Raw genomic sequence first — 22,430 nt, 5'->3', positions numbered from 1 at the left:
CGTTCATAACTTATGTGTTTGATTGACTAGTGTATATCACACTATTCACCTTATTACAAAATCATATAAGCAGAATTTTCATTTGATACATAGAAAAAGAACAATATGTAACGAATGTATTTGACTAAGCGGTATTTTAACGGTATTAACCACTCTCACAAATACCGCTTAGCCCTTAAATACATTTGCATTTATATTAACCGATGGAGCCTTCCATCTCGAACTTGATTAATCGATTCATCTCAACCGCATACTCCATCGGCAGTTCTTTTGTAAACGGCTCGATAAAGCCCATAACGATCATTTGTGTAGCTTCATTCTCGGTCAGACCGCGGCTCATCAAGTAGAAGAGCTGGTCTTCGGACACTTTGGATACCGTAGCTTCATGTTCTAGTTGAATGTTATCATTCATAATTTCATTGTATGGAATCGTATCCGAAGTGGATTCATTGTCCAAAATCAACGTATCACACTTAACGTTAGACTTGGAACCTTCCGAATTACGACCAAACGATGCCAGACCACGATATGTCACCTTACCACCATGTTTCGAGATCGACTTCGAAATAATCGTCGAAGTTGTATCTGGTGCAAGGTGGATCATTTTTGCTCCAGCGTCTTGGTGCTGACCTTTGCCTGCTACTGCAATGGATAATACAGAGCCTTTAGCGCCACGGCCTTTTAATACAACTGCCGGGTACTTCATCGTCAACTTGGAGCCGATGTTGCCGTCAACCCACTCCATGTTTGCATTTTCTTCACATACAGCGCGCTTCGTCACTAGGTTGTAAATGTTAGGTGCCCAGTTCTGAATTGTCGTATAACGAACACGAGCATTTTTCTTAACGATAATTTCAACGACCGCACTATGCAAAGAGTTTGTGCTGTAAATTGGAGCCGTACAGCCTTCTACGTAGTGCACAAAGCTATCTTCGTCCGCAATAATAAGCGTGCGCTCGAATTGACCCATATTTTCCGAGTTGATACGGAAATACGCTTGTAAAGGAATTTCACATTTAACACCTTTCGGCACATAAATGAAGCTTCCTCCAGACCATACCGCGCTGTTTAATGCTGCAAATTTGTTATCAGCAATGGGAACAACGGTTCCAAAGTACTCTTTGAACAGTTCTGGATGCTCACGAAGCGCAGTGTCCGTATCCGTAAAGATAACACCCTGATCTTCAAGCTCCTTCTGCATGCTGTGGTATACAACCTCAGATTCGTACTGAGCAGATACCCCTGCCAAGAACTTTTGCTCTGCTTCAGGAATACCTAGCTTATCAAACGTTTCTTTAATTTCCTGAGGGACCTCTTCCCACGTCTTGCCCTGCTTCTCGGAAGGTCGAACATAATACTGAATATCGTTAAAGTCGAGACCATCGAGATCTCCACCCCACTTTGGTGTTTCCATCTTGTTAAACTGATCTAGCGACTTCAAACGGAAGTTCAACATCCATTCGGACTCGCCTTTAATTTTAGAAATTTCCTTGACGATTTCCGGTGTCAAACCTTTACCGGATTGGAACACCGCTTGGTGATTGTCGCGGAAGCCATATTTGTACTCTTCCATTTCAGGCATTTGCTTAGCCATAGCCGTGTACCTCCTTTTGTACGGGTTACGTACTTACTACTCACTCAAAGCCTATTTAGGCTCTTCAATTCCTTTTCGCAACGCATTCCAAGCCAACGTCGCACACTTGATACGTGCCGGAAACTTGCATACGCCCGACAACGCCTCAATATCTTCATATTCATCAAATGTTACATCTTCACCCTTAACCATTGCAGAGAATCGATCTGCAAACTCCAACGCCTGCTCCAGCTTCATACCCTTCACTGCGTCCGTCATCATCGAAGCACTGGACATGCTGATCGAGCAGCCCTCTCCAGTATAGCGAGCATCTTGTACAATGCCGTCTTCAACCTTTAGCTGCAACGAGATACGATCTCCACAGGTTGGATTATTCAGGTCTATCGTCACCGCATCGGCTTCAAATGTACCCCGATTCCGCGGCTTCTTATAGTGATCCATAATAACACGGCGGTACAAATCATCCAATTGCATCGCTAAAATACTCCTTTGTCTCCAGCAACGCCTTCACAAGCTGGTCAATGTCATGCTCTGTGTTGTATAAATAGAAGCTCGCTCTAGCTGTTGCGCTCACTTCCAGCCATCTCATCAACGGCTGGCAGCAATGATGCCCTGCTCGAATAGCGATACCTTTAGCATCCAGAACAGTAGCTACATCATGCGGATGGATATCATCCAGATTAAACGTCACCAACCCTACACGGTCCTGCTCAGGACCAAAGATCGTGATGCCATCTATCATCGATAACTTATCATATGCATATGCTGCCAACTTACGCTCATGTTCATGAATCGTGTCCATTCCGATTTCCAGCAGAAAATCAATTGCTGCGCCGAGGCCAACTGCACCTGCAATGATAGGCGTTCCACCTTCAAAGCGCCATGGAGCATCCTTCCATGTTGATTCATACAAATCAACAAAGTCGATCATCTCGCCGCCGTATTCGATGGGCTCCATCTGATTCAGCAGAGCTTTCTTGCCGTACAAAGCGCCAATTCCAGTAGGACCACACATCTTATGACCGGACAAAGTATAAAAGTCGCAGTTCAAATCCTGTACATCCACTTTCATATGCGGTGAGCTTTGTGCCCCGTCTACGACCATAACGGCACCGTGACGGTGTGCAATCTCGCCAATTTCCTTAATTGGATTGACTAAGCCAAGCACATTGGAGACGTACATCACGGATACGACCTTCGTACGATCCGTAATCGTTGCCTCTACATCTGCGAGTGAAATCGTTCCGTCGTCTTGCAGCGGAATATATTTAAGTGTCGCACCAGTTGCTTTAGCCGCTTGCTGCCAAGGGATCAAATTGCTGTGATGCTCCATTGGCGTAATTACGATCTCGTCTCCCTCTTTGCACACTGCGCGTGCATAAGAGCTAGCTACCAGATTTAACGCCGTAGTTGTGCCGCGTGTAAAAACGATTTCCTCTGGGCTCTTCGCATGGAGGAAGCGCGCAACTTTCTCACGCGCACCTTCGTAAGCGTCCGTCGCACGTGAACCAAGGGTATGCACGCCGCGATGTACGTTAGAATTGTCCCATTCGTAATATTTCTTAACCGCCTCAATCACACGGTGTGGCTTCTGTGATGTAGCTGCGCTATCCAGATATACTAGCGGGTATCCGTTGACGTTCTGATTTAAAATCGGAAACTGCTCACGAAGTTCGCGTCCAATCATTGTCCTAACTTCCTTTCAATGTAACGCTTGAGTAGCTGCTGTAGCTGCTCGTTAGGAATATCTGATACGACTGGCGCCAAGAAGCCGCGAATGATCAAGTTCTCAGCATCGGAACGGGAGATTCCGCGTGACATCATGTAGTAAACTTGTTCCTGATTAACTTGACCCGCAGAAGCTGCGTGTCCTGCTGTGACATCATCTTCATCGATCAAGAGAATCGGGTTCGCATCTCCACGTGCTTTAGGGCTAAGCATCAATACACGCTCTGTCTGTTGACCGTCCGCCTTAGTCGCACCTTTCTCGATCTTCGTAATGCCGTTAATGATCGACGTAGCCGCTTCACGCATCACTGCGCGAGTGATCATCTGGCTGTTTGTACTTTTGCCAAAGTGAACAGCTTTCGTAGTAATGTTCAGCTTCTGCTCGCCATTACCGATGCAAATCAGCTTCGCATCCGAATTTGCGCCATTCCCCTTCAAGATTGAAGTCGTTTCCGATACGGCATTGCCGTTGTGCATTTCACCAACAATCCACTCGATCTCCCCGTCATTTTCCACGATAGCACGACGGAAAGAAATATCGGCTGTCGCTTCAGACAGATGATGGATGGAAGCATACGTTACTTTCGCTCCAGCTTTAACAAATATTTCGACAACACCATTATGAATGGACGGTGTATTATGCTCATCTGAAATATAGTTATCTACGTAGTTCACACGGCTATTCGTATCAGCAACAATCAATACATGCGGTGCAAATGTCGTATTTGCATCCTGATGATAGAACAACGCTTGCAGTGGAATATCAACCTCAACGTTTTTTGGTACATACAAGAAAGCTCCGCCATTCCACACAGCCGCATGCAAAGCAGCAACACGGTGCTCATCTGCTTGAACAGCTTGCATCAAATAAGGCTTAACAAGCTCTTCATGCTCACGAGCAGCTGTCTCCAGATCTGTGAAAATAACCCCTTGCTGCTTTAACTCCTCTTGCAAAGTTGTATATATAACACCGGAATTGACCTGAACCAGCACACTGCTTGGGTCAGCATTATGCTCGCCCTGCAAAATCGTACGTGCCGCAGCAGGTACTTCTGAAAGATTGGCTACTACTTGCACATTAGCAGCTTTGCCGTATTCAGAAATGTTCCAGCGATCTATTTTTGTTTTCTCTAGCTTAGGATTGTCAAGTGTAGCTGCTTTGTCCAGTGCTTGCAAACGCTGCTCCGCTAACCAAGCAGGTTCTTGTTTGCTGCGGGAAAGAGCAGCGACCGCTTCGCGGTCTACAGGTACTACAGTTTCGGTACTCATCGGTCTATCGCTCCTCCTGTCTATCGATCGTTACGACTACTCGTCATGACCAACAGTTTCGTCTGTAATGCCAAGCTCTTCTTTTACCCAATCGTAACCCTCTGCTTCCAGACGCTGTGCAAGCTCTGGTCCGCCGGATTTAACGATACGACCCTGCATCATCACATGGACGAAATCTGGTTTAATGTAGTTCAACAGACGTTGGTAGTGCGTAATAATCAAGAAGCCACGATCTTCGCTGCGCATTGCATTTACGCCATTTGCTACAATTTTCAACGCATCAATGTCCAGACCGGAGTCGATCTCATCGAGAATAACAATTTTAGGCTCAATCATCATCATTTGCAAAATCTCATTACGCTTCTTCTCACCACCGGAGAAGCCTTCATTCAGGTAACGATGTGCAAACTCATCGTTCATGTCCAATTCTTTCATCTTGCTTTCCATTTGGCGAATAAACTTGATAAGGGAAATCTCGTTACCTTCACCACGACGTGCATTAATCGCACTACGCAAGAAATCAGAGTTCGTAACACCCGCAATTTCACTTGGATATTGCATAGCAAGGAACAGACCTGCACGTGCGCGCTCGTCTACTTCCATTTCAAGTACGTCTTCCCCGTCAAGGGAAACAGCACCATCTGTCACTTCATACTTAGGATGGCCCATCAATGCAGACGCAAGTGTACTTTTACCAGTACCGTTTGGTCCCATGATCGCGTGAACCTCGCCACCCTTCATTTCCAAGTTGATTCCTTTTAAAATTTCTTTTCCTTCAATGGTCGCCTTCAGACCATCAATGACGAATTGAGTTGCCATGTGTGCTGTACCTCCAAATGTTCATCGTTTTAATAGGTGCTTATAAATAACTTGAAGTGAATATGCAGTTCTAAAAAAACAGCCCTACGTGATTTCTATAAAATTTATCACATTATAGTTATTATAAAGTGATTCTCAATGATTCTCAATATGATTTTAATGGTTTCAACTTACCATTTCAACCACACTCCCCTATAATAGCCCGTATAACACCAGTATTATCACGTTTTCGGCATTTCCAATCTCTTTCCAAAATAAATATTATTTATTTCGAAAACGTTAAAATTTTAACTTCTCGAAACAAAAGCGCATCCTGGAGCGGATGCGCTTGCTAATGTCGTCTCTTTTTCGAGTATATGGATCGGCCTTATTTATTACTTCCAAAGCAAGTTGTACTAGTGTGCTGCGAGCAAAAGCTGTGAACAAAATTAACCCATGTAAGCATTCAGCATCCACACATGCTTTTCAAAGTCGGACTTCATGCCCAAGAACATATCACTTGTCGCCTCGTCCCCTGCTTCTTCCGCAGCAGCCATCGCTTCTTCAAACTCTTTATTTAATTGATTAAAATCAGCAATCAGCTGCTTAACCATCTTGTCAGCCGGAATAGTACTATCTCCTTCTTCCAACGTTGTATGCTCCAAATATTGTTTCATTGTTGCATAAGGCTTGCCGCCAATGGTCAACAGACGTTCTGCTACTTCATCCATCTTCAACGTAACATCGTTATAGAGTTCTTCAAACTTCTCATGCAGAGTAAAGAACAAATGTCCTTTAACAAACCAGTGATAATTGTGAAGCTTTACGTACAACACATTCAAATTTGCTACCTCTTGATTTAACAATTTCTGAACATTTTCTTTAGCCATGTGAATAGCCTCCTATAGATAAAATGGGTAGTGAAATTAAATTTAATAACTTCTTGTTGATAATTATTCTAATCTAATAATTAATTTTAATCAAGTGATTCCAGAGCCTCATTATGTAGTAATATTTTACACTTCCAAATTCACCTGATAGGTCGCCGCTGGCACCGTTACAGCTTATTTCGCCAGTTAGCTCCTATCCATACTTACCCTGCCCGCGTCCCATGAAACACAACTTGCAAATTTAGTATTTAAATAGGCAAAAAAATACTTTATACTATTCCGCAAGCATATAACATGTAAAACCTTCTATTGAAGGAATATTGTAACTCGGGAGGTGTCTTTCCGCCTATGATAAAAGCTACAACTTACCATCCCTTGTCCATTGAAGACGCAATCGAAGTGGCGCGGAGCCTTGAGGGATTTTTCACCCCTGATACTGAACTGCAATGCGAAGAGATCGGTGACGGCAATTTAAATCTAGTGTTTCGAATTCAAGCCATACATGCAACCGAAGACCTTAACAAAAGTATTATTATCAAGCAAGCTCTTCCTTATGCAAAGGTTGTAGGGGAATCTTGGCCGCTGACGATAGATCGTGCACGGATTGAAAGCGAAGCGCTACTCTTGCAAGGAAAGTTGGTCCCACATCTTGTGCCGCAAGTCTATTTATTTCATGCTGATATGGCGATGACTGTGATGGAAGACCTAAGTGATCATGTCATTATGCGTCAAGGTCTTATCGCTGGCACACAATATCCGTTGTTTGCAGAGCATATTTCGGAGTTTCTTGCACACACGCTGTTTTACACCTCCGATCTTGGTATGAATCAGCAGTTGAAGAAAAGGCAAGTTGAACAATTTATTAACCCAGAGTTATGTAAAATTACCGAAGATCTTATTTTTGATGATCCCTTTACAAATTCAAGTAATAATAATATAGATACAGCTATATTGGACGAGCATGCCGCATTATGCAGCGACCAAGCGCTTCAGTTCGAGGTCATGCTGTTACGACAAAAGTTTTTGTCACAAGCACAAGCGTTGCTACATGGCGATTTACATACGGGCAGCATCTTTATTACGCCGCAATCCACTAAAGTAATTGATCCTGAGTTTGCTTACTACGGTCCAATGGGCTTTGATATCGGCGCCGTTATCGGCAATCTGTTATTAAACGCAGCTGGGCAGCAATTCTGGATTCAAGATGAAATGAAGCGCGAGCATTATCGGGAATATTTGCTGACGACGATTCGTGACATTTGGAATTTATTTGATGTTAAGTTCCGCTCGCTTTGGAACCAACATGGCGTTGATCGCCTGTCCAAGGTAGCTGGGTATCAAGATCACTACTTACTTGAAGTATTACGAGACACAGCAGGATATTCCGGCTGTAAAATGATTCGCCGAATTGTTGGCTTGGCACATGTAGCTGACATTGACACAATTGCGGATCCAGCTACAAAAGAACGCGCTCAGCGTATCGCACTTTCTATCGGCAAGGCATTGGTTACAGCTAACCGCAGCATCACTTCCATCGATGAATTCATTGATGTTGCGTATCAAGCATTTAAAGGAGTACATGTATCATGAGCAGCCAACAGGATCTTACAGTCAACCAAACCAAGCAACGTTATGAACCACTTGTATCTGTCCGCTGGACAGAAGATGGAGTGTTAGAACTACTTGATCAACGGCTTCTGCCAACTCAAATTGTGATGGAACAGCTAACCGAAGTAAGTCAGGTGTGGCATGCTATCCATGATATGGTCGTTCGTGGTGCACCTGCGATTGGCATCGCAGCAGCGTATGGCGTTGTACTCGGCGCGCTTCATGACAAGGCAGCAAGCCCACTTGAGTGGTTGACAAGCGTGAAAACACATGCAGACTACTTGGCCACATCGCGGCCTACAGCCGTAAATTTGTTTTGGGCATTGGACCGCATGCGTAACCATGCCTCACAATTAAGGGCGTCCGGCATTACAGATGTGGATGAGCTAAATAAAAAATTGCTCCAAGAAGCGATATCGATCCATCAGGAGGATGAGGAAGTATGCCGTCGAATCGGCGAGCATGCTCTTACTTTATTTCATGACGGCATGGGCGTGCTTACGCACTGTAATGCGGGTGGACTTGCAACTGCCAAGTATGGTACCGCACTAGCACCGATGTACTTGGCTCAGGAGCGTGGCATCCAATTAAAAGTGTTTGCAGACGAGACTAGGCCGGTACTACAAGGTGCACGCCTGACGGCATTTGAACTCCAGCAGGCCGGCATCGATGTCACTTTGATCTGTGACAATATGGCCGCCATGATTATGCAGAAAGGCTGGGTTCAGGCCGTAATCGTCGGTACGGATCGTGTTGCAGCTAACGGCGATGTAGCAAATAAAATCGGCACTTACGGCCTCGCTGTTCTGGCCAAGGCTCACGGAATTCCTTTCTACGTTGCTTGTCCGACCTCTACAATCGATCTCGGTACCGCTTCTGGTGAGCTAATTCCGATTGAGGAGCGGCATGAACGCGAAATTACTGAAGCATTTGGCTCACGCACTGCGCCTGAGAACATTAAGGTGTACAATCCGGCATTTGATGTAACACCAAATGAGTATGTGACCGCGATTATTACGGAGCACGGTATCGTAAAACCTGATTATATAACCTCGCTTCACGACATTATGAAGCGATCCTCTTTACCACATGCCGATTGATGTAAACTTTGCAGGCTGCCCGATCGGGCAGCCTGTTGCTACATCATGCGAAGCAGTGCTTCTTTCCCGCGCATTCCAGCATGTATACCCAACTGCTCAGCTTCTAATGTGACGGATTCAAGTGGTGCTTCTAGCAATTGTTCAAGTGTGCGCACACCAACTGCCCTACCCGCTATAATTTGACGATCCTTCAAACGCTCATTTAACAACGTTACGTCCAAAGCACCGCACATAATATAACCACGACTAGTTGAAATGGAGAGCAGCGTCGTTTTGGGCAACTGAACTTCCACTCCAGTGACCGTATAATTTCCGATCTGAATAGGAACGATATGAACCAAGTGTCATCCCCCCTCACATAAGATTGCCGTATCATTTTATGCCGCCTCGTATGTAGAGTGCACGCCGTTTTTAAGCATTTATTTCTATTTTTAATAAATAGTCCTTTAGAACTACTATTATTGCGCGATGAGTCATAATATAATGATACTTAAATAGGTATAATGACTAGGTGGGGGATTAAATGACTATGCTTAACAATAACAACATGAATCGGTCTGCATACAAATTCAGTCTCGATATCCTAATTGAAAGCAATTCCAACGCTGCAGCGTTAGAAAAGATTCTTCGGTTGTTGCAACATGATCCTGATGTATTGGATCTGCGTGTACAATCCGGCTCCCAGCTAGGCTCCATGCTGCAACTCTTGGAAGCTATGCAGAAGCAAGCACATACTGCAACAACCCCCTTTGGTTCCGTATTAGCGTCGCGTCAATCCGCCCAAGCTAACGTCAACGGCAACAAGCAGCAGCCCACTGCTCAGCCAAGTACTGTAGCAGCTAACGCAGCATCACAACAAGGACAGGCTGCCACGAATAAATCCAATACATCTGCACCATCGTCAACCGGTCCAACTTTGGTCATCGAGAAGCAGATCGAACAATATATTCAGCATCAGACGTTAACCCGTTTATCGATTAACAAAGGCAAAGGAATCAAAATGAGCTTACCTTGTCGTATTTTAAATTACGATTCTTCTTCTCAGTTGCTCAATGTATACCACGTTGATGAGAAGCAGGTTTATGCATTTCATTTGTACGAAATTGAAGAAATGACAACATAACCTGCCTCGCGATTACCCTACTTGTATGCTGGATATGAACAAAGCCGCAGCTCAGCGCATTGCTGAACTACGGCTTTATTTGTTTGTTTGGTACGTATAGGAGTCATTTTATCGTTTCAGGTACTATTATGCAATTTGTTTGCGCAGCATAACTTCAAAAGATTCAACTGGCAACGGCGGACTAAAGAAATAACCTTGAATTTCGTCACAAGCATGGTCTTGTAAAAATTGCAGTTGATCTGAATTTTCCACGCCCTCAGCAATGACCTGCATATTCATCGTATGTCCTAATGCAATAATTGCGGATACGATTGCCGCATCATTCGGGTCCTGCTGCAAGTCTCGTACGAATGAGCGATCTATTTTCAGTCGCTGAATAGGGAAATTTTTTAAATAGTGGAGCGAGCTATAACCCGTTCCAAAGTCATCAATGCTAATGCCTACTCCCATTTCCTTTAATTCGTTAAGCACATGAGTAGCTCGGGACACATCAAGCGTCATACTTTCCGTAATTTCCAGATCAAGATATCGCGGCAACAAGCCGGTAAAGGCTAACACTTTCTCTACTGTTTTGGTCAAGTTGTGCTGCTCGAACTGACGCACAGACAAGTTCACAGACACTGGGATATGCGGCAATCCTTCAGTCTGCCATCGTTTATTCTGATAACAAGCCTCAGCCAATACCCATTCACCGAGTGCAACAATAAACCCATTTTCCTCAGCCAACGGAATAAATTCTCCTGGGGATATTACGCCACGTTCAGGGTGCATCCAGCGAACAAGTGCCTCTACCCCTACAATCCGCTTCGATCGCATATCTACTTGTGGCTGATAGTAAAGCTGAAACTGACCTTCAGACAACGCTTTTCTCATTTCGTGTTCTAACGTCAGCCGCTCAAGCGGGCGATTGTTCATCTCGGGCGCATAGAACAAATAACCATTTTTCCCCTTCTCTTTCACTCTGGACAAGGCTGTATCTGCTTGCTTTACCATCATGACCGCACTATCCAGCGTTGCTCCATTTGCACCGCTTAGGAACACGCCGACACTCATTGTCACATGCACAGGAACTTCATTCAGGACAAACGGCTCCTCCATCGCACTCATTAGCGCCTCTACACGCTCAGCTGCTTCTGCTGGGGACGCGACATGCGTCATAAAGCAAGCAAATTCATCGCCTTCCATTCGAGCAAGCATATCGTTCTCAGTCATTACTCGTAACAGCCGTTCCGCAATCAGCATAAGCAGCATGTCGCCAAAATCAGAACCAAAAGTATCATTTATACGCTTGAAACGATCCAAATCCATATATACAACAGCCAGTGACGTAGGTACGGTTGTATTCATGCGGGCTGACTCTTCCAGACGCTGCATAAACATACGTCGGTTCGGCAAACCTGTCATATCGTCGTAATAAGACATATAATGAATCTTTTCTGCCATATGGCGATTCGAATTCGTGTCCTGCAAATAAACGATTACATAATCATTCTGAGTGCTGAATCCAACGGGACAAGGTACGAGTCTCGCCAGCCAATCTTGACGAACACCCTCCTTATGATAAGCAGTCAGCTCCAATTGCATATCTATGCGCTCAGAAGATACGTTGTTAATCGCATCCATCAAAGGCGAGAGATACCGATCCTCCAGCAGCTCGGCCCAAGTTAAACCGTTATAATTAAAGGATAATCCAATATGGTCCCGAAACGCTTTGTTTATCGTCACAATAACACCATCAGCACGTGTCAAAACAGCCGACATCGGCAATTGTTCATATAAAAGGTTCCACGATAAATAATCATAAGAAGCCGTGTGCGCAGACGAATATCTTCTTTCGGATGAAATATGATCCTGCTCCGCATTAGCTTCTGCTGTCGTATTCCAAGTTCTGCCGCGTATGAACTGAATCAGGCAAAATACTACTGACAGGGTCAATACTCCAACCATTAAAACTGATAACATTCCCGTCAACTGCCATATTACGAGGCAAAGTATGGCTACGATACCTGTGAGTGCTATCGACCACGCATTTGATTTATGTATAGCCGCATTCCGTTGCGGCTTCTGAGTACGCTGTCCATCCTTGGCTATCAAACTCATCTTCCTTCCGGCATCGTAATCGTTCTTCTAATCCATTAGGAAGAACGTCGCGCAGCTAATGCGAGCATCACCCAGCCGGCAATAAATGCTACTCCACCAATCGGTGTGATCGCACCTAAAACCCCTACACCTGATAAACAAAGAATGTACAAACTCCCCGAGAACACAATCATTCCAATCCAGATAAGTCTTGCAGCCCATAATAACTTCGTCGGACTATTCAAACGATCAGCCAATATGGCAATCAATAGCAGGGCAAGCGCATGAAACATGTGATACTGAACAGCGGTCTCCCATGTTGCCATTCTTTCGGGGGTCAATAAGGATTTCAGCATATGTGCACCAAAAGCCCCCAATGCTACGGATAATCCAGCATTTATACTGCCCAACACAACATAGCGTCGTAACATGATGTTAGCTCCTCCAGCATCTATTTCGACTACATTTTGTATCCTGTTTTTACGATTCTATCTTACTATGAACTGACTTCGCTTTACCATATGTTATTCCTGATTTCCGTCCTTAATTCATAATAACTCAACATTCAATTTACAAATGCTGCTATATTACGTCAATACAGTAAATAACCGCATAATTTTAGGTTGCGTTTCCCACTGTTTCCTATTAAATGATGTGATACATTCTTTCGGGACGTCCCACCGATCCATATTGCACATCAGCCCGCAACGCCCCTTCTGACACCAAATATTCCAAATACCTCCTAGCCGTAGATCGACTAATGCCAATGTTTTGCCCCAATCGCTCGGCAGACAAGCCTTCGTCTAAAATTCGCACATATGTTAATACCTTATCCAAAGTAAGCTTGTCGATTCCTTTTGGATAATAAGACTCTTTCATCGTCAGCTCTATTCTGCCGCGCATCAAAGCATCAATCTGCTGTTGGCTCACATTGCTATTGCATTGACTCAGCATCTGCATATCGTGCTGAAATTGCTTATACTTCTGAAGCGTTTCAAGCATTCGTTCATAAATGACCGGTTTCATAATAAAGTCAAATACACCATTTTGAATGGATGCACGTACAGATTTCATATCTTTAGCTGCTGTAATCATAATGACGTCAATACTACGTTCGCTTTGCTTCAAGTAGCGAAGAAAGTCAAGTCCCGACATGTCGGGAAAATAAATGTCAAGCAGCACAAGATCAGGCCTCAAAAAGTGAAGCTGCTCCTTCGCCTGCTTCTCATCCGTAGCAATACCGACCACAGTGTAACCAGCTACTTTTTCCACCAATCGCCGATTAATTTCAGCAATTCGAACATCGTCTTCAATAATCAACACTCGAATCAAGCAGATCCCCCCGCATCATTAGCCAGTATCGTTCATTTTCGGAATAATAACAGTAAACACTGTGCCTTGTGCATCTTCTCTCGCATGATACATAAGTATCCCCCGTAACTCTTCCACCGCCTGCTTTACCAATATTAGGCCAAACCCTCGATGTTCTCCTGCCTTTGTCGTAAAACCTAATCGATATATGTGTTCTCCTACGTCGTTCGGAATCCCTACCCCGTTATCTTCGATTTCAATCATAACTTCCTGGCCCCAATCGGTAATCATCACATGTACGAGCTTATCCTCACACTCGTTCTGAAGCACCGCTTCAAGTGCGTTATCTAACAAGTTGCCTATAATGGTCACCAGTTTAAAACGATCAATCTGCGCCGGAACATCCTTAAAACAGCTTGCAGGGTCCATAACCAGATTTACACCCATTTCATGTGCGCGATTAAATTTGCCAATTAATAATCCTCCAATTATCGGATCTGGCAGTTCTCTCATCATAAATTGTGTAAAGCTTTCATGAATATCTGACTCCTTCGAAATGACATCCAGCGCCTCTTGATAAGATTCCAGCTGAATAAGGCCCGCAATGAGATGCAGCTTGTTTGAATATTCATGTGTCTGCGCTCTTAAACCGTCTGCATAATTACGCAGTTGAGATAATTGCTCTGTAAGAGCATACAGATCTGATTTGCTTCTGAAGCTGGATACGGCTCCTATTACTTGATTATGTTCATCTACAATTGGCACACGATTGGCAACTAGCACCTTGTCGGCAATCTTCATATCCACGTTGTACTGCGCATGTCCCGATTGGATAACTTGCATTAAGCAAGTCTGTGGAAACAACTCGTATATATGTGCACCGATCAATTGCCGTTCACGCAGCCCCATAAGCTCAAAAGCGGCCTGATTAATTGTCGTAATTTGCCCTGTCTCATTTACCGCAATAATGCCTTCTTTAATAGATTCGATTAACGTTTCTTTCTCGCGGTAAAGTCGTCCAATCGCAGCAGGCTCCAAGCCATGAATAGACCTCTTCACATTTCTCGTTATGTAAATAGAGCCTAAACCGCCAAGAAAAATAGCAAGCAGCGCTAAAATAACCATGTAAGTTTGATAGGCTACGGCTTCTTGCGATATTTCCTCCATAAGGAAACCGACGGATACTACACCAACAAGCTTATGATCCATATCGTATATCGGAACTTTGCCGCGTAATGATCGCCCCATGCTCCCCCAAGCATCCGATATTATGGATTTCCCTTGAAACACGGCTTCATTATCACCACCAACCATAGGTTTCCCAATCCGGTCCGCAAGAGGGTGCGCGACGCGTATCCCTTGCCGATCCCCAACGACGATAAATTGTGCCCCTGTCTCCATTCGTATACGTTCGACTATTGGAAGTACGATTGCGGTAGGATTGTCGGAATCAAAAGCTTGGCGAATGTCATGCAGACTCGCTATCGTCTTCGCCAAATGAATAGCTTCTGTTCCGATCTTATTTTTAAGTGAGGTAGTCCATAAATGATGAAAGGTTCCCGTGAGAGCAACGATGACGATAATAAGCAAGGAGCAAATAAGCAGCATCAACTTTGTTTGTAAGCGCATTCTAATCTTCCTTCCGTAAACCAAGCAAGCTACAAATTTCGGCGTGCTCTACTATTACTATATCATTTGTGACTTTTTTGTGAATCAGTTAATTGTGTGAACTTTATTTATTTGCGATTTGCTCTCATTCCGATTACACAAAAAAAAGAAGTTCCCCCTGTATACAGGTTAAACTTCTTGTGAATTCTACTCCAATACCTCCACATACCCTTCTGTTCCATTTAGCCGGAGACGGACCCCATCCTTGATAACTACCGTTGCATTGTCAATACCCGCCACAGCCGGAATCCCATACTCACGCGCGATAACTGAGCCGTGCGACATCAGTCCACCAACCTCGATCACGAGCCCGACGGCAGCAGCAAACAGCGGTGTCCAGCCAGGATCGGTGAATGGAGCGACCAATATTTCTCCGGGATTCAGCTGTGCTTTCTCCGGCTTCAAGACGATTCTGGCTATCCCTTCGACGACACCGGCAGATACGGCCGTTCCTGCTAGAGCCCCTTCTGGCGCACGTCCGCCTTTCACCTTGCCTGTTAACACTTCCCCTTCGCTCGTTATGACACGTGGTACAAACCGCTCGTGGTCTATTTCGTTTAGGCGCTTTCTCTCTGCAACCGTAGTGCGGACATCCAGATCGTTACTTCCATCAATCAAAGCTATTACTTGTTCGATGCTCAAGAAAAAAATATCCGTTTCATGGATAAGTACACCCTGCTTAACCAGTTTGTGCGCTTCTTCCATCCATATTTTTTTATAAATTGCAAAATGCTTGACGACCACAAACTTGTGATGCTCCCGCATCCCCATCAAATAACGGTAACGATTGATTTGTTTTTGCAGCTTCCTCCGTTTGATTCCCCCCACCTGATCCAAAATCTGCTGCTCTGCCTGTTTCGCTTCCTCCAAGCCTTGCTGGAATTTGCGGCGATGATCTCCCGCAGAAGAAGTTCGCAGAAGACTGAGCAGCGAAGGCAGAATAAGCGTTGGATCCTCGCTCCATCTGGACTTCGTTATATCGATTTCTCCAGAGCAGCGCATGCCATGCTTCTCGATAAACGCATGCAGTAACTCCAAAAACAAGCTTCCACCTTGGCAGCTTTGTAGCTTCGTTTGATAATCCTCATAGTTTGCCTGCTGCAAGAAATTTATAACCTCGGGGTAATCTCGTACACTATCGGCAAGATCGCCAAGATCAAGCCCCATATCGGAGGTCACGTTGCCAGGTAGTGACTTGTTTAAGTGACTCATATAAGCTTGCGCTTGCTCCTCGCCGAACGATTTTGTCAGCTGCCTTTTTAGTGCACCCGCCGTTAACACACCGGCCACAAATCCCGTTGCCACTCTGGTCACGATATCCGGTATCATTCTCCCCAACTGCTGCCGAATTCGCACCAGACGCTCGGCTCCCGTTGTTTCCGCCAACGCCCTTTCATTCTGACGAACGACTTCTTCGATGAAAGAAGTGCCCCAAGCTGCTGTCTTCTTTGGATCTGTAGTCAAACATCGGCGCACTTGCGTTATTCTTTTGATCGCAAGCGGCAAGATCACACGCGCTACTCTGAATACATCCTTACCAGACAACCTTCTGGAACGAAACCCTTCATGTAATACAGCCTCTGCACTCGCTGCGGCCAACTTGGCATCCATACTTCCCAATACATTCAGCACGACTTTGCGCACTGGTTTTATTTTTAGCGGAGCCGTAAAATCGATGAACATCCGCCCGCCTGATGGATAGAAAAAGAAGTCGCTCTCCTTGTCCGGTTCCTCCTTCAAAAATGCAGTTAATGCACTAATAACGGATATTGCAAGCGGTCTCATACAATCAGTCATCATCTGAATATGACCGAAGGAGAGCAAGACGCGCCACTTTTGATCCGGTAGCTTTGGAATCGGATACAGTGTTGTAATCGGGCGACTTTGCAAAATATACAGCTTATCTCCTTCCATCCCCCATTCAATGTCTTGCTCTGAACCATAATGGGCTTCAATTGATTGTCCAAGGTTCGCAAGCTCTATTATTTTTCGGTCATCCATTGCCTGGCACTCTTGCCTATCTATTGGAAGCTCGGTTGTCACCGTGCCTCCTTCAGGCAGCGCATAAATAGCCGTTTTTTTGTTCGAAACCTGTTTTTTGATCAGTTTGCCGGACCTGACCTGATAAAGATCGGCGCTGACGACACCAGATACAAGCGCTTCTCCCAACCCAAAGCTAGCGTCGATTGATACGGTACCGCGACGACCCGACAGAGGATCGGCCGTAAACATAATACCGGACACCTCTGGAAAAACCATCTGCTGTACGACAACAGATAATAATACTTGACGATGGTCAAATCGATTTTTGATCCGATACAAAATGGCCCTATCCGTAAACAGAGAAGCCCAGCATCGCTTCACAGCGTGTAGTAGCTGTTCGCATCCCCGCACGTTCAAATACGTATCCTGCTGACCCGCGAAAGAGGCGTTTGGCAAATCTTCGGCAGTCGCGCTGGAGCGAACCGCATACGCCTTATCACTCCCTAACATTTTCCATAAACTCACAATCGCATCTTCAATCAGAACTGGCATGGGCATAGAGAAAATGTGATCCCTAATCCTCTCCCCCCAGAGCCTGATTGATTCCGTGTCTTCTTGTTTCAGCATACTCAGTTCCTTGAGCATCTGATCCATCTTCTCGCTTCCTTGCAGCAGCAATTGGTACGCAAGCGTCGTCACACAAAAACCGTTGGGTACCGGAAATCCCGCTCGGCACATCTCACCCAGGTTTGCCCCCTTCCCCCCTACGTAAGGCAAACTAAACTTATCAATTTCGGCGAAGGACATCACGAACTTCTCCATTGGACATGCTCCTTTTCTGATGATGGATCCAGTCAGACAATAAAGAAACCATTATATATTTTCAAGTTTCCGTATAGGAGGGTATCCTCCTTTTTAAAAATTCGTTCTGCACCACTACGATCAGTTGGTTGAAATCCCCTTGCAAAAAATGTCCATAAACGTATCCAGCACATGAAGCCTGGAATAATGAAGCTCCTGTTCGGCATCTCTTGTAGCCAGTGCATGCATACAAGTGGATAAAATATGTGCCAACAGCGGTACTGGAATATGTGCAATCACACCCTCATCCTGCAACTTTTGAAGCAGCTGTATCCCCTTCTCTTTGCGTTCCTGCCTGAATTCCTTAAAACGCGCCGCCAGATCAGGGAGATACTTCTCCATGTCCATCAGGAATAAGGGTCCGAATTGTATCGTTTCCTCTCTGACAGTGATCAGCACCTCTTTAACGACACGCAGCGGATCTTCCTGGCCCACATGATCAAATTTCTTGGTCGATTCCTCTAACCGTTCCATTGACGCCAGAACGACTGCTTCTGCCATTTCCTCCTTACTGGAAAAATACTGATAGATTGTTTTCTTGCTCATCCCGAGCTGCTCCGCGATCTCTTGAATCGTCACACTGCGGTAACCTCTCGTATTAAATGATTCTTTGGCAACCTTTAATATTCGTGAGTAATTCCCATTATCCAAACACATGGTACGTGCACACCCCATTCTAAAATCGAGAAACCAAGGAAACTATAATATTAATTATAAGTTTCCATTATCATATTGTTTTTATTTGGCATTGTCAACAACATCGTAGTTCCAACCTGCTACGATGCTCTTGCTACAACTTAGGGGCGGTCGTTTAGCAAATGCACATTTTCATATCAGGTCACTACCCGCCAATTATGATTCAATGTTGAGTGTATAGTTCCTCGCTGTATAATATAATTGGCTATCAGTTCCGCAATATCTGTAGGCACATCCAACACGGTAGGTTTATTAGCAAACATGACGTAATTCCCTCCGCCAGCAGCACGATAATGGTTCATAGCGACGTCATACGTATTATGCATATCGATTGGTTGTCCACTACTACTTACAAGCAGCTTCGTAATCCGTTCTCCAACGGCACGCGAAATGTCGATTTCATACTCAATGCCTTCCCACATGTCATAATTATAGTGCTGCGGCTTCGGATACAAGTACGCTTTATGAATACAATACTGTCCACTGCCTTGTTCCGCACGCTCAAAGTAAGATGCAGTCTGCTCAAGCGCATCGCGTATGTCTTGTCCTGTCACCCGAATCACCTTTAACGTATTCGCATAAATATAGTTTGCCAATACTTGACGCATCGTAATATAACCGACAAAGCCTGGGGCCGTATCGTCAAACAGCGCTGTGTTGGATATCGTTGTCTGACCATACTCCATCTGCACCCGATTAATAAATTCAATGAGCGGATGATCGGCTAATCTGACTTGGCTCGCATCTGTAACCGTCATGTCACCTTCCACTTGACCGATTGGTTTGTCTAACCATATCTGCACTTCGGCCTCAATTGCCGCAACTTGATCGATGATTTGCCTGTCTGGGGCTGTACCCGCACAATCCATCCATGTTGAACGAATCGCCCCGACTTTCCAGTTCTCCTCCACACAATCCATCTGCACTTCGATGCAGCCAACACCTTGTCCATGCGACCCCGGCTGTGCGATTACTACTCCGTCAATGCGTTCATTTACAATGACTCGATGCTGATGTCCAGTCAGCAATATATCAATGCCCTGCACTTCGGCAGCCAGCCTGTAACCTTCATTTTCACCCGTATCCGCTTCAGTCAGCTCTCCGCTGCTCGCATCACGCTCCAATCCCCCGTGATACGACACAACAACCAAATCAACATGCTCTTCCTCACGCAACACTTTAACCCACCGTTTAGCAGCCTGAACAACACACTCAAAATGAATACCGGCAATATGCTGCGGCAGTTCCCAATTCGGAATATAGGAAGTGGTTAGCCCCAGTACACCAATCTTAATCCCAACCGGCAATTCCTTCGTTATATAGGGGACACCAAATATCGGCTCCCTATTGGATTCCTCAAGTAAATTGGCACTTAACCACGGGAACTTAGATTCCTTTACTGCTTGTCTCAAATAAGAAAGACCATAGTTAAACTCGTGATTACCTACTACAACTGCGTCAGGCTGCAACAAATTCATACATGCGGTTAATGGATTGGGTAGGTCTGGGTTGATGCGCGCGTGATAGTACGTTAAAGGTGTACCTTGCAGCAAATCCCCATTGTCAACGTATATCGAGTCTTTATATTGTCGTCTTAGTTCCTTAATTACAGTAGAAATGTTGGATAACCCTGCTTCGATCGGCATTTGATCCGCATAACGGTAAGGTAAAACCGTTCCATGAATATCGCTAGTATGTAAAATGGCAATCGTATTTGACTCATGCTGCTGGTCCTTAGACATGTAATAACTCCTTACTAAATAAAATAACTTCTTCTTATTCCGAAGAAGCTTCAAAGTATGATGACAGCACAGCTCCAAGCTCCAACGAAGACAGCTGAAAGCCCTTATGGCCGCAGCGATAAGGACTTTCAGAGGCTTCTCTCTATTAATTAGTTAATCGTAATCGCATCTGTTTGATATACTTTACTGCTGTCCTTGCGTAAACGAATGCTCGCTGCTCCCGTTTTACCACTTTGCGTCCGTACTTTAATGATTTGAGATACGTTTCCACTGCTATCAGCCGTAAAAGTTCTTGCCGTATAGCCATAACCACTCGGCCAAGACCCATCCGCATTTTGCACCTGACCAACTTGAACACCACCAACCAAATATACACCTGTCTGAAGTGTGATTGAACTATTTGGAGCAAGACCTGTTACCGTAATTGTCACATCAAACGGCACACCTGCTTGCACTGTTGCAGGATGTGTCATCGAAGGTGTTCCTACTGGCACTTCGCCTCCATTATTGCCTGTCGCGCCATATGAACCCGTTTTGAAGGTTGTAGCATCCCACCACTTGTAGCCTGCTGCTGGGGCAGACCAAGGTTCAGCTTGAGGCTCCGTGCTGTTAGCAGGTGTCTCAAAGGCATGCAAGCTTGTTGCAGTATCCAACTGGAAGCCTGGAACTTGCGTAAAGCTAGTGTAAGTCTCCTTATTTGCTAACCAGTCAATGACATTCATCAACAATACAGCATCGTCTTGCTCTTTATATCCATCATACGTTTTTTTAGTTTGTCCGTTTTCTTCTCTTTTGTACTTAGGTGAAGCATCTTCTACTGGCGAGGAATCTCCAATGACAGCCGCTTTGCCTTGTCCGACTTTGGAAATGGTAACATATGCACCTTCTGCCACCCCACCGCCATTGTACACACCTTGATCAACTGCATTTGGCCATTTTTGACTATTTGAAAGGCTTGGTAAATATACGAGTCCTTTCGCAATGTTCGGGTTCGTGATGGCAATCGTAGATCCTGCATGCATCGCCACACTTGACACTTGGTTTGTAATGCCAAACGATTGACTGGAAGGTACGATTTGAGTTGCATTCACATCGCCAAGTGCATTGTAACGAAGGCGAACACCAAAGTTGTCGGAGAGCCAATCGGAGCTGGCGACACCTTGCATCGCAGCAGAGTTTGCTTCTTCTGCGCTCATCCCTTGAGCGGGGTTGTTCCATGCGCCACGACGATAGCCGTTAAACACTTCAGAAGCATCCCATCTGTTTTTGTTACGATCTGCATTGTAATGATCGGATACAAAGAAAATGCTGCCTCCACCTTGCACATATTGCAGCAGCGCGGCTTGTTCAGACGTTTTAAATGGAACGTTCGCTTCAGGAATGACAAATACATCATAATCCTTGATGTCGTTGTATGTAATCGCGGTTGACTTGCGCAGTTCTTTTACATCATAACCTTTATTCGCAATGCCGTTTGCAAAATCAGAAAACCCACCATCAATAACCCAATCCGCAGCCCCAGCCGTTTGCGCATGTGCATTGTCAAACAACACTTTTTTGCCATTTGGCGTGCCTTTTGCATTAATGTAAGGTGCTGGATCTGACGGTCCCTCTGCATGTACTTGTGGTGTTGTACCAAAGGAGAATACAGGTAATGTAATTGCGACTGCCAATACTAACTTAAACCACTGACGTTTCCATTTCATCTGTACATTCATGATTCATGCCTCCTCATCAATTATCAATCATTCCATATGCAGAACATTTCATTCATGATAGAAGATAACCTGGGCCAGCTCCTGCATGCAGCAGCCTCACATGTGTTCTCTGACTATTTTATTATGAAAAACATTTGTTAATAGAACCGCATCATTATGAAAAGATTATGTGAAGCCCTCATTTAAATGGTGTAAATAAAAAAAAGACTGCTCTATCTGCGAAAAATCACAGTAGATGCAGCCTTTCATATAACAATCAAGA

Annotated in this window: 18 protein-coding genes; 3 read left to right on the top strand and 15 right to left on the bottom strand. The window is 44.8% G+C overall.

The window, feature by feature from the left end; genetic code table 11:
• Positions 1-196: 196 nt before the first annotated feature.
• The 6 genes from sufB to H509_RS0116995 form a co-directional block, all read right to left on the bottom strand.
• A complete protein-coding gene (gene sufB / locus H509_RS0117020; RefSeq protein ID WP_028546143.1) occupies positions 197-1,594 on the bottom strand; it encodes a Fe-S cluster assembly protein SufB in 1,398 nt (465 codons plus the stop codon).
• 51 nt (positions 1,595-1,645) lie between these two features.
• Entirely contained in the window at positions 1,646-2,068 is a 423-nt protein-coding gene (gene sufU / locus H509_RS0117015; RefSeq protein WP_028546142.1) for a Fe-S cluster assembly sulfur transfer protein SufU, read from the bottom strand.
• On the bottom strand, positions 2,055-3,281 hold the full coding sequence (locus H509_RS0117010) for a cysteine desulfurase (protein WP_028546141.1): 1,227 nt from the start codon (positions 3,279-3,281) through the stop codon (positions 2,055-2,057). The genes sufU and H509_RS0117010 overlap by 14 nt, the downstream gene beginning before the upstream one ends.
• Positions 3,278-4,591, bottom strand: coding sequence for a Fe-S cluster assembly protein SufD (gene sufD / locus H509_RS0117005; RefSeq protein WP_028546140.1), 1,314 nt, complete (start codon positions 4,589-4,591; stop codon positions 3,278-3,280). The genes H509_RS0117010 and sufD overlap by 4 nt, the downstream gene beginning before the upstream one ends.
• A gap of 36 nt (positions 4,592-4,627) precedes the next feature.
• Positions 4,628-5,410 (bottom strand): Fe-S cluster assembly ATPase SufC, encoded by a 783-nt coding sequence (sufC, locus tag H509_RS0117000; RefSeq protein WP_028546139.1) that lies wholly within the window; start codon positions 5,408-5,410, stop codon positions 4,628-4,630.
• A 428-nt stretch (positions 5,411-5,838) separates the two neighbouring features.
• On the bottom strand, positions 5,839-6,279 hold the full coding sequence (locus H509_RS0116995; RefSeq protein WP_028546138.1) for a Dps family protein: 441 nt from the start codon (positions 6,277-6,279) through the stop codon (positions 5,839-5,841).
• 348 nt (positions 6,280-6,627) lie between these two features.
• On the opposite strand from H509_RS0116995, the gene mtnK reads away from it, so the two are divergent.
• On the top strand, positions 6,628-7,869 hold the full coding sequence (gene mtnK, locus H509_RS0116990) for an S-methyl-5-thioribose kinase (RefSeq protein WP_028546137.1): 1,242 nt from the start codon (positions 6,628-6,630) through the stop codon (positions 7,867-7,869).
• Positions 7,866-8,987 carry an S-methyl-5-thioribose-1-phosphate isomerase gene (gene mtnA / locus H509_RS25720; protein ID WP_036697672.1) on the top strand — a complete coding sequence of 374 codons (1,122 nt, stop codon included), beginning with the start codon at positions 7,866-7,868 and terminating at the stop codon, positions 8,985-8,987. Before mtnK ends, mtnA begins: the two co-directional genes overlap by 4 nt.
• A gap of 38 nt (positions 8,988-9,025) precedes the next feature.
• On the opposite strand, the gene H509_RS0116980 is transcribed toward mtnA, so the two are convergent.
• Positions 9,026-9,328, bottom strand: coding sequence for a YunC family protein (locus tag H509_RS0116980; RefSeq protein WP_028546136.1), 303 nt, complete (start codon positions 9,326-9,328; stop codon positions 9,026-9,028).
• Between the two features lie 182 nt (positions 9,329-9,510).
• On the opposite strand from H509_RS0116980, the gene H509_RS0116975 reads away from it, so the two are divergent.
• Entirely contained in the window at positions 9,511-10,110 is a 600-nt protein-coding gene (locus tag H509_RS0116975; protein ID WP_051287297.1) for a hypothetical protein, read from the top strand.
• A gap of 126 nt (positions 10,111-10,236) precedes the next feature.
• On the opposite strand, the gene H509_RS25715 is transcribed toward H509_RS0116975, so the two are convergent.
• The 8 genes from H509_RS25715 to H509_RS0116935 form a co-directional block, all read right to left on the bottom strand.
• Complete coding sequence (locus H509_RS25715; RefSeq protein WP_245596122.1) at positions 10,237-12,204, bottom strand: putative bifunctional diguanylate cyclase/phosphodiesterase; 1,968 nt, start codon at positions 12,202-12,204, stop codon at positions 10,237-10,239.
• 41 nt (positions 12,205-12,245) lie between these two features.
• Positions 12,246-12,620, bottom strand: coding sequence for a DUF423 domain-containing protein (locus H509_RS0116965; RefSeq protein ID WP_028546134.1), 375 nt, complete (start codon positions 12,618-12,620; stop codon positions 12,246-12,248).
• 214 nt (positions 12,621-12,834) lie between these two features.
• Positions 12,835-13,521: a response regulator gene (locus H509_RS0116960; protein ID WP_028546133.1), complete on the bottom strand. Its 687-nt coding sequence runs from the start codon at positions 13,519-13,521 to the stop codon at positions 12,835-12,837.
• Between the two features lie 18 nt (positions 13,522-13,539).
• On the bottom strand, positions 13,540-15,129 hold the full coding sequence (locus H509_RS0116955) for an ATP-binding protein (RefSeq protein ID WP_028546132.1): 1,590 nt from the start codon (positions 15,127-15,129) through the stop codon (positions 13,540-13,542).
• A gap of 186 nt (positions 15,130-15,315) precedes the next feature.
• Positions 15,316-17,973 carry a phosphoenolpyruvate synthase gene (locus H509_RS0116950; protein WP_028546131.1) on the bottom strand — a complete coding sequence of 886 codons (2,658 nt, stop codon included), beginning with the start codon at positions 17,971-17,973 and terminating at the stop codon, positions 15,316-15,318.
• Between the two features lie 120 nt (positions 17,974-18,093).
• Positions 18,094-18,663 (bottom strand): TetR/AcrR family transcriptional regulator, encoded by a 570-nt coding sequence (locus tag H509_RS0116945; protein WP_211234344.1) that lies wholly within the window; start codon positions 18,661-18,663, stop codon positions 18,094-18,096.
• 182 nt (positions 18,664-18,845) lie between these two features.
• Positions 18,846-20,450, bottom strand: a complete 1,605-nt coding sequence (locus tag H509_RS0116940) for a bifunctional metallophosphatase/5'-nucleotidase (RefSeq protein WP_028546129.1) — start codon at positions 20,448-20,450, stop codon at positions 18,846-18,848.
• A 149-nt stretch (positions 20,451-20,599) separates the two neighbouring features.
• On the bottom strand, positions 20,600-22,168 hold the full coding sequence (locus H509_RS0116935) for a DNA-binding protein (RefSeq protein ID WP_425414239.1): 1,569 nt from the start codon (positions 22,166-22,168) through the stop codon (positions 20,600-20,602).
• Between the last annotated feature and the right edge of the window lie 262 nt (positions 22,169-22,430).

This window comes from Paenibacillus taiwanensis DSM 18679 (genome assembly GCF_000425125.1).
Lineage (GTDB): Bacteria > Bacillota > Bacilli > Paenibacillales > Paenibacillaceae > Paenibacillus_B > Paenibacillus_B taiwanensis.
Note: the sequence above shows the minus strand (reverse complement) of the source record. Positions and strands in the feature narration are given on the sequence as shown.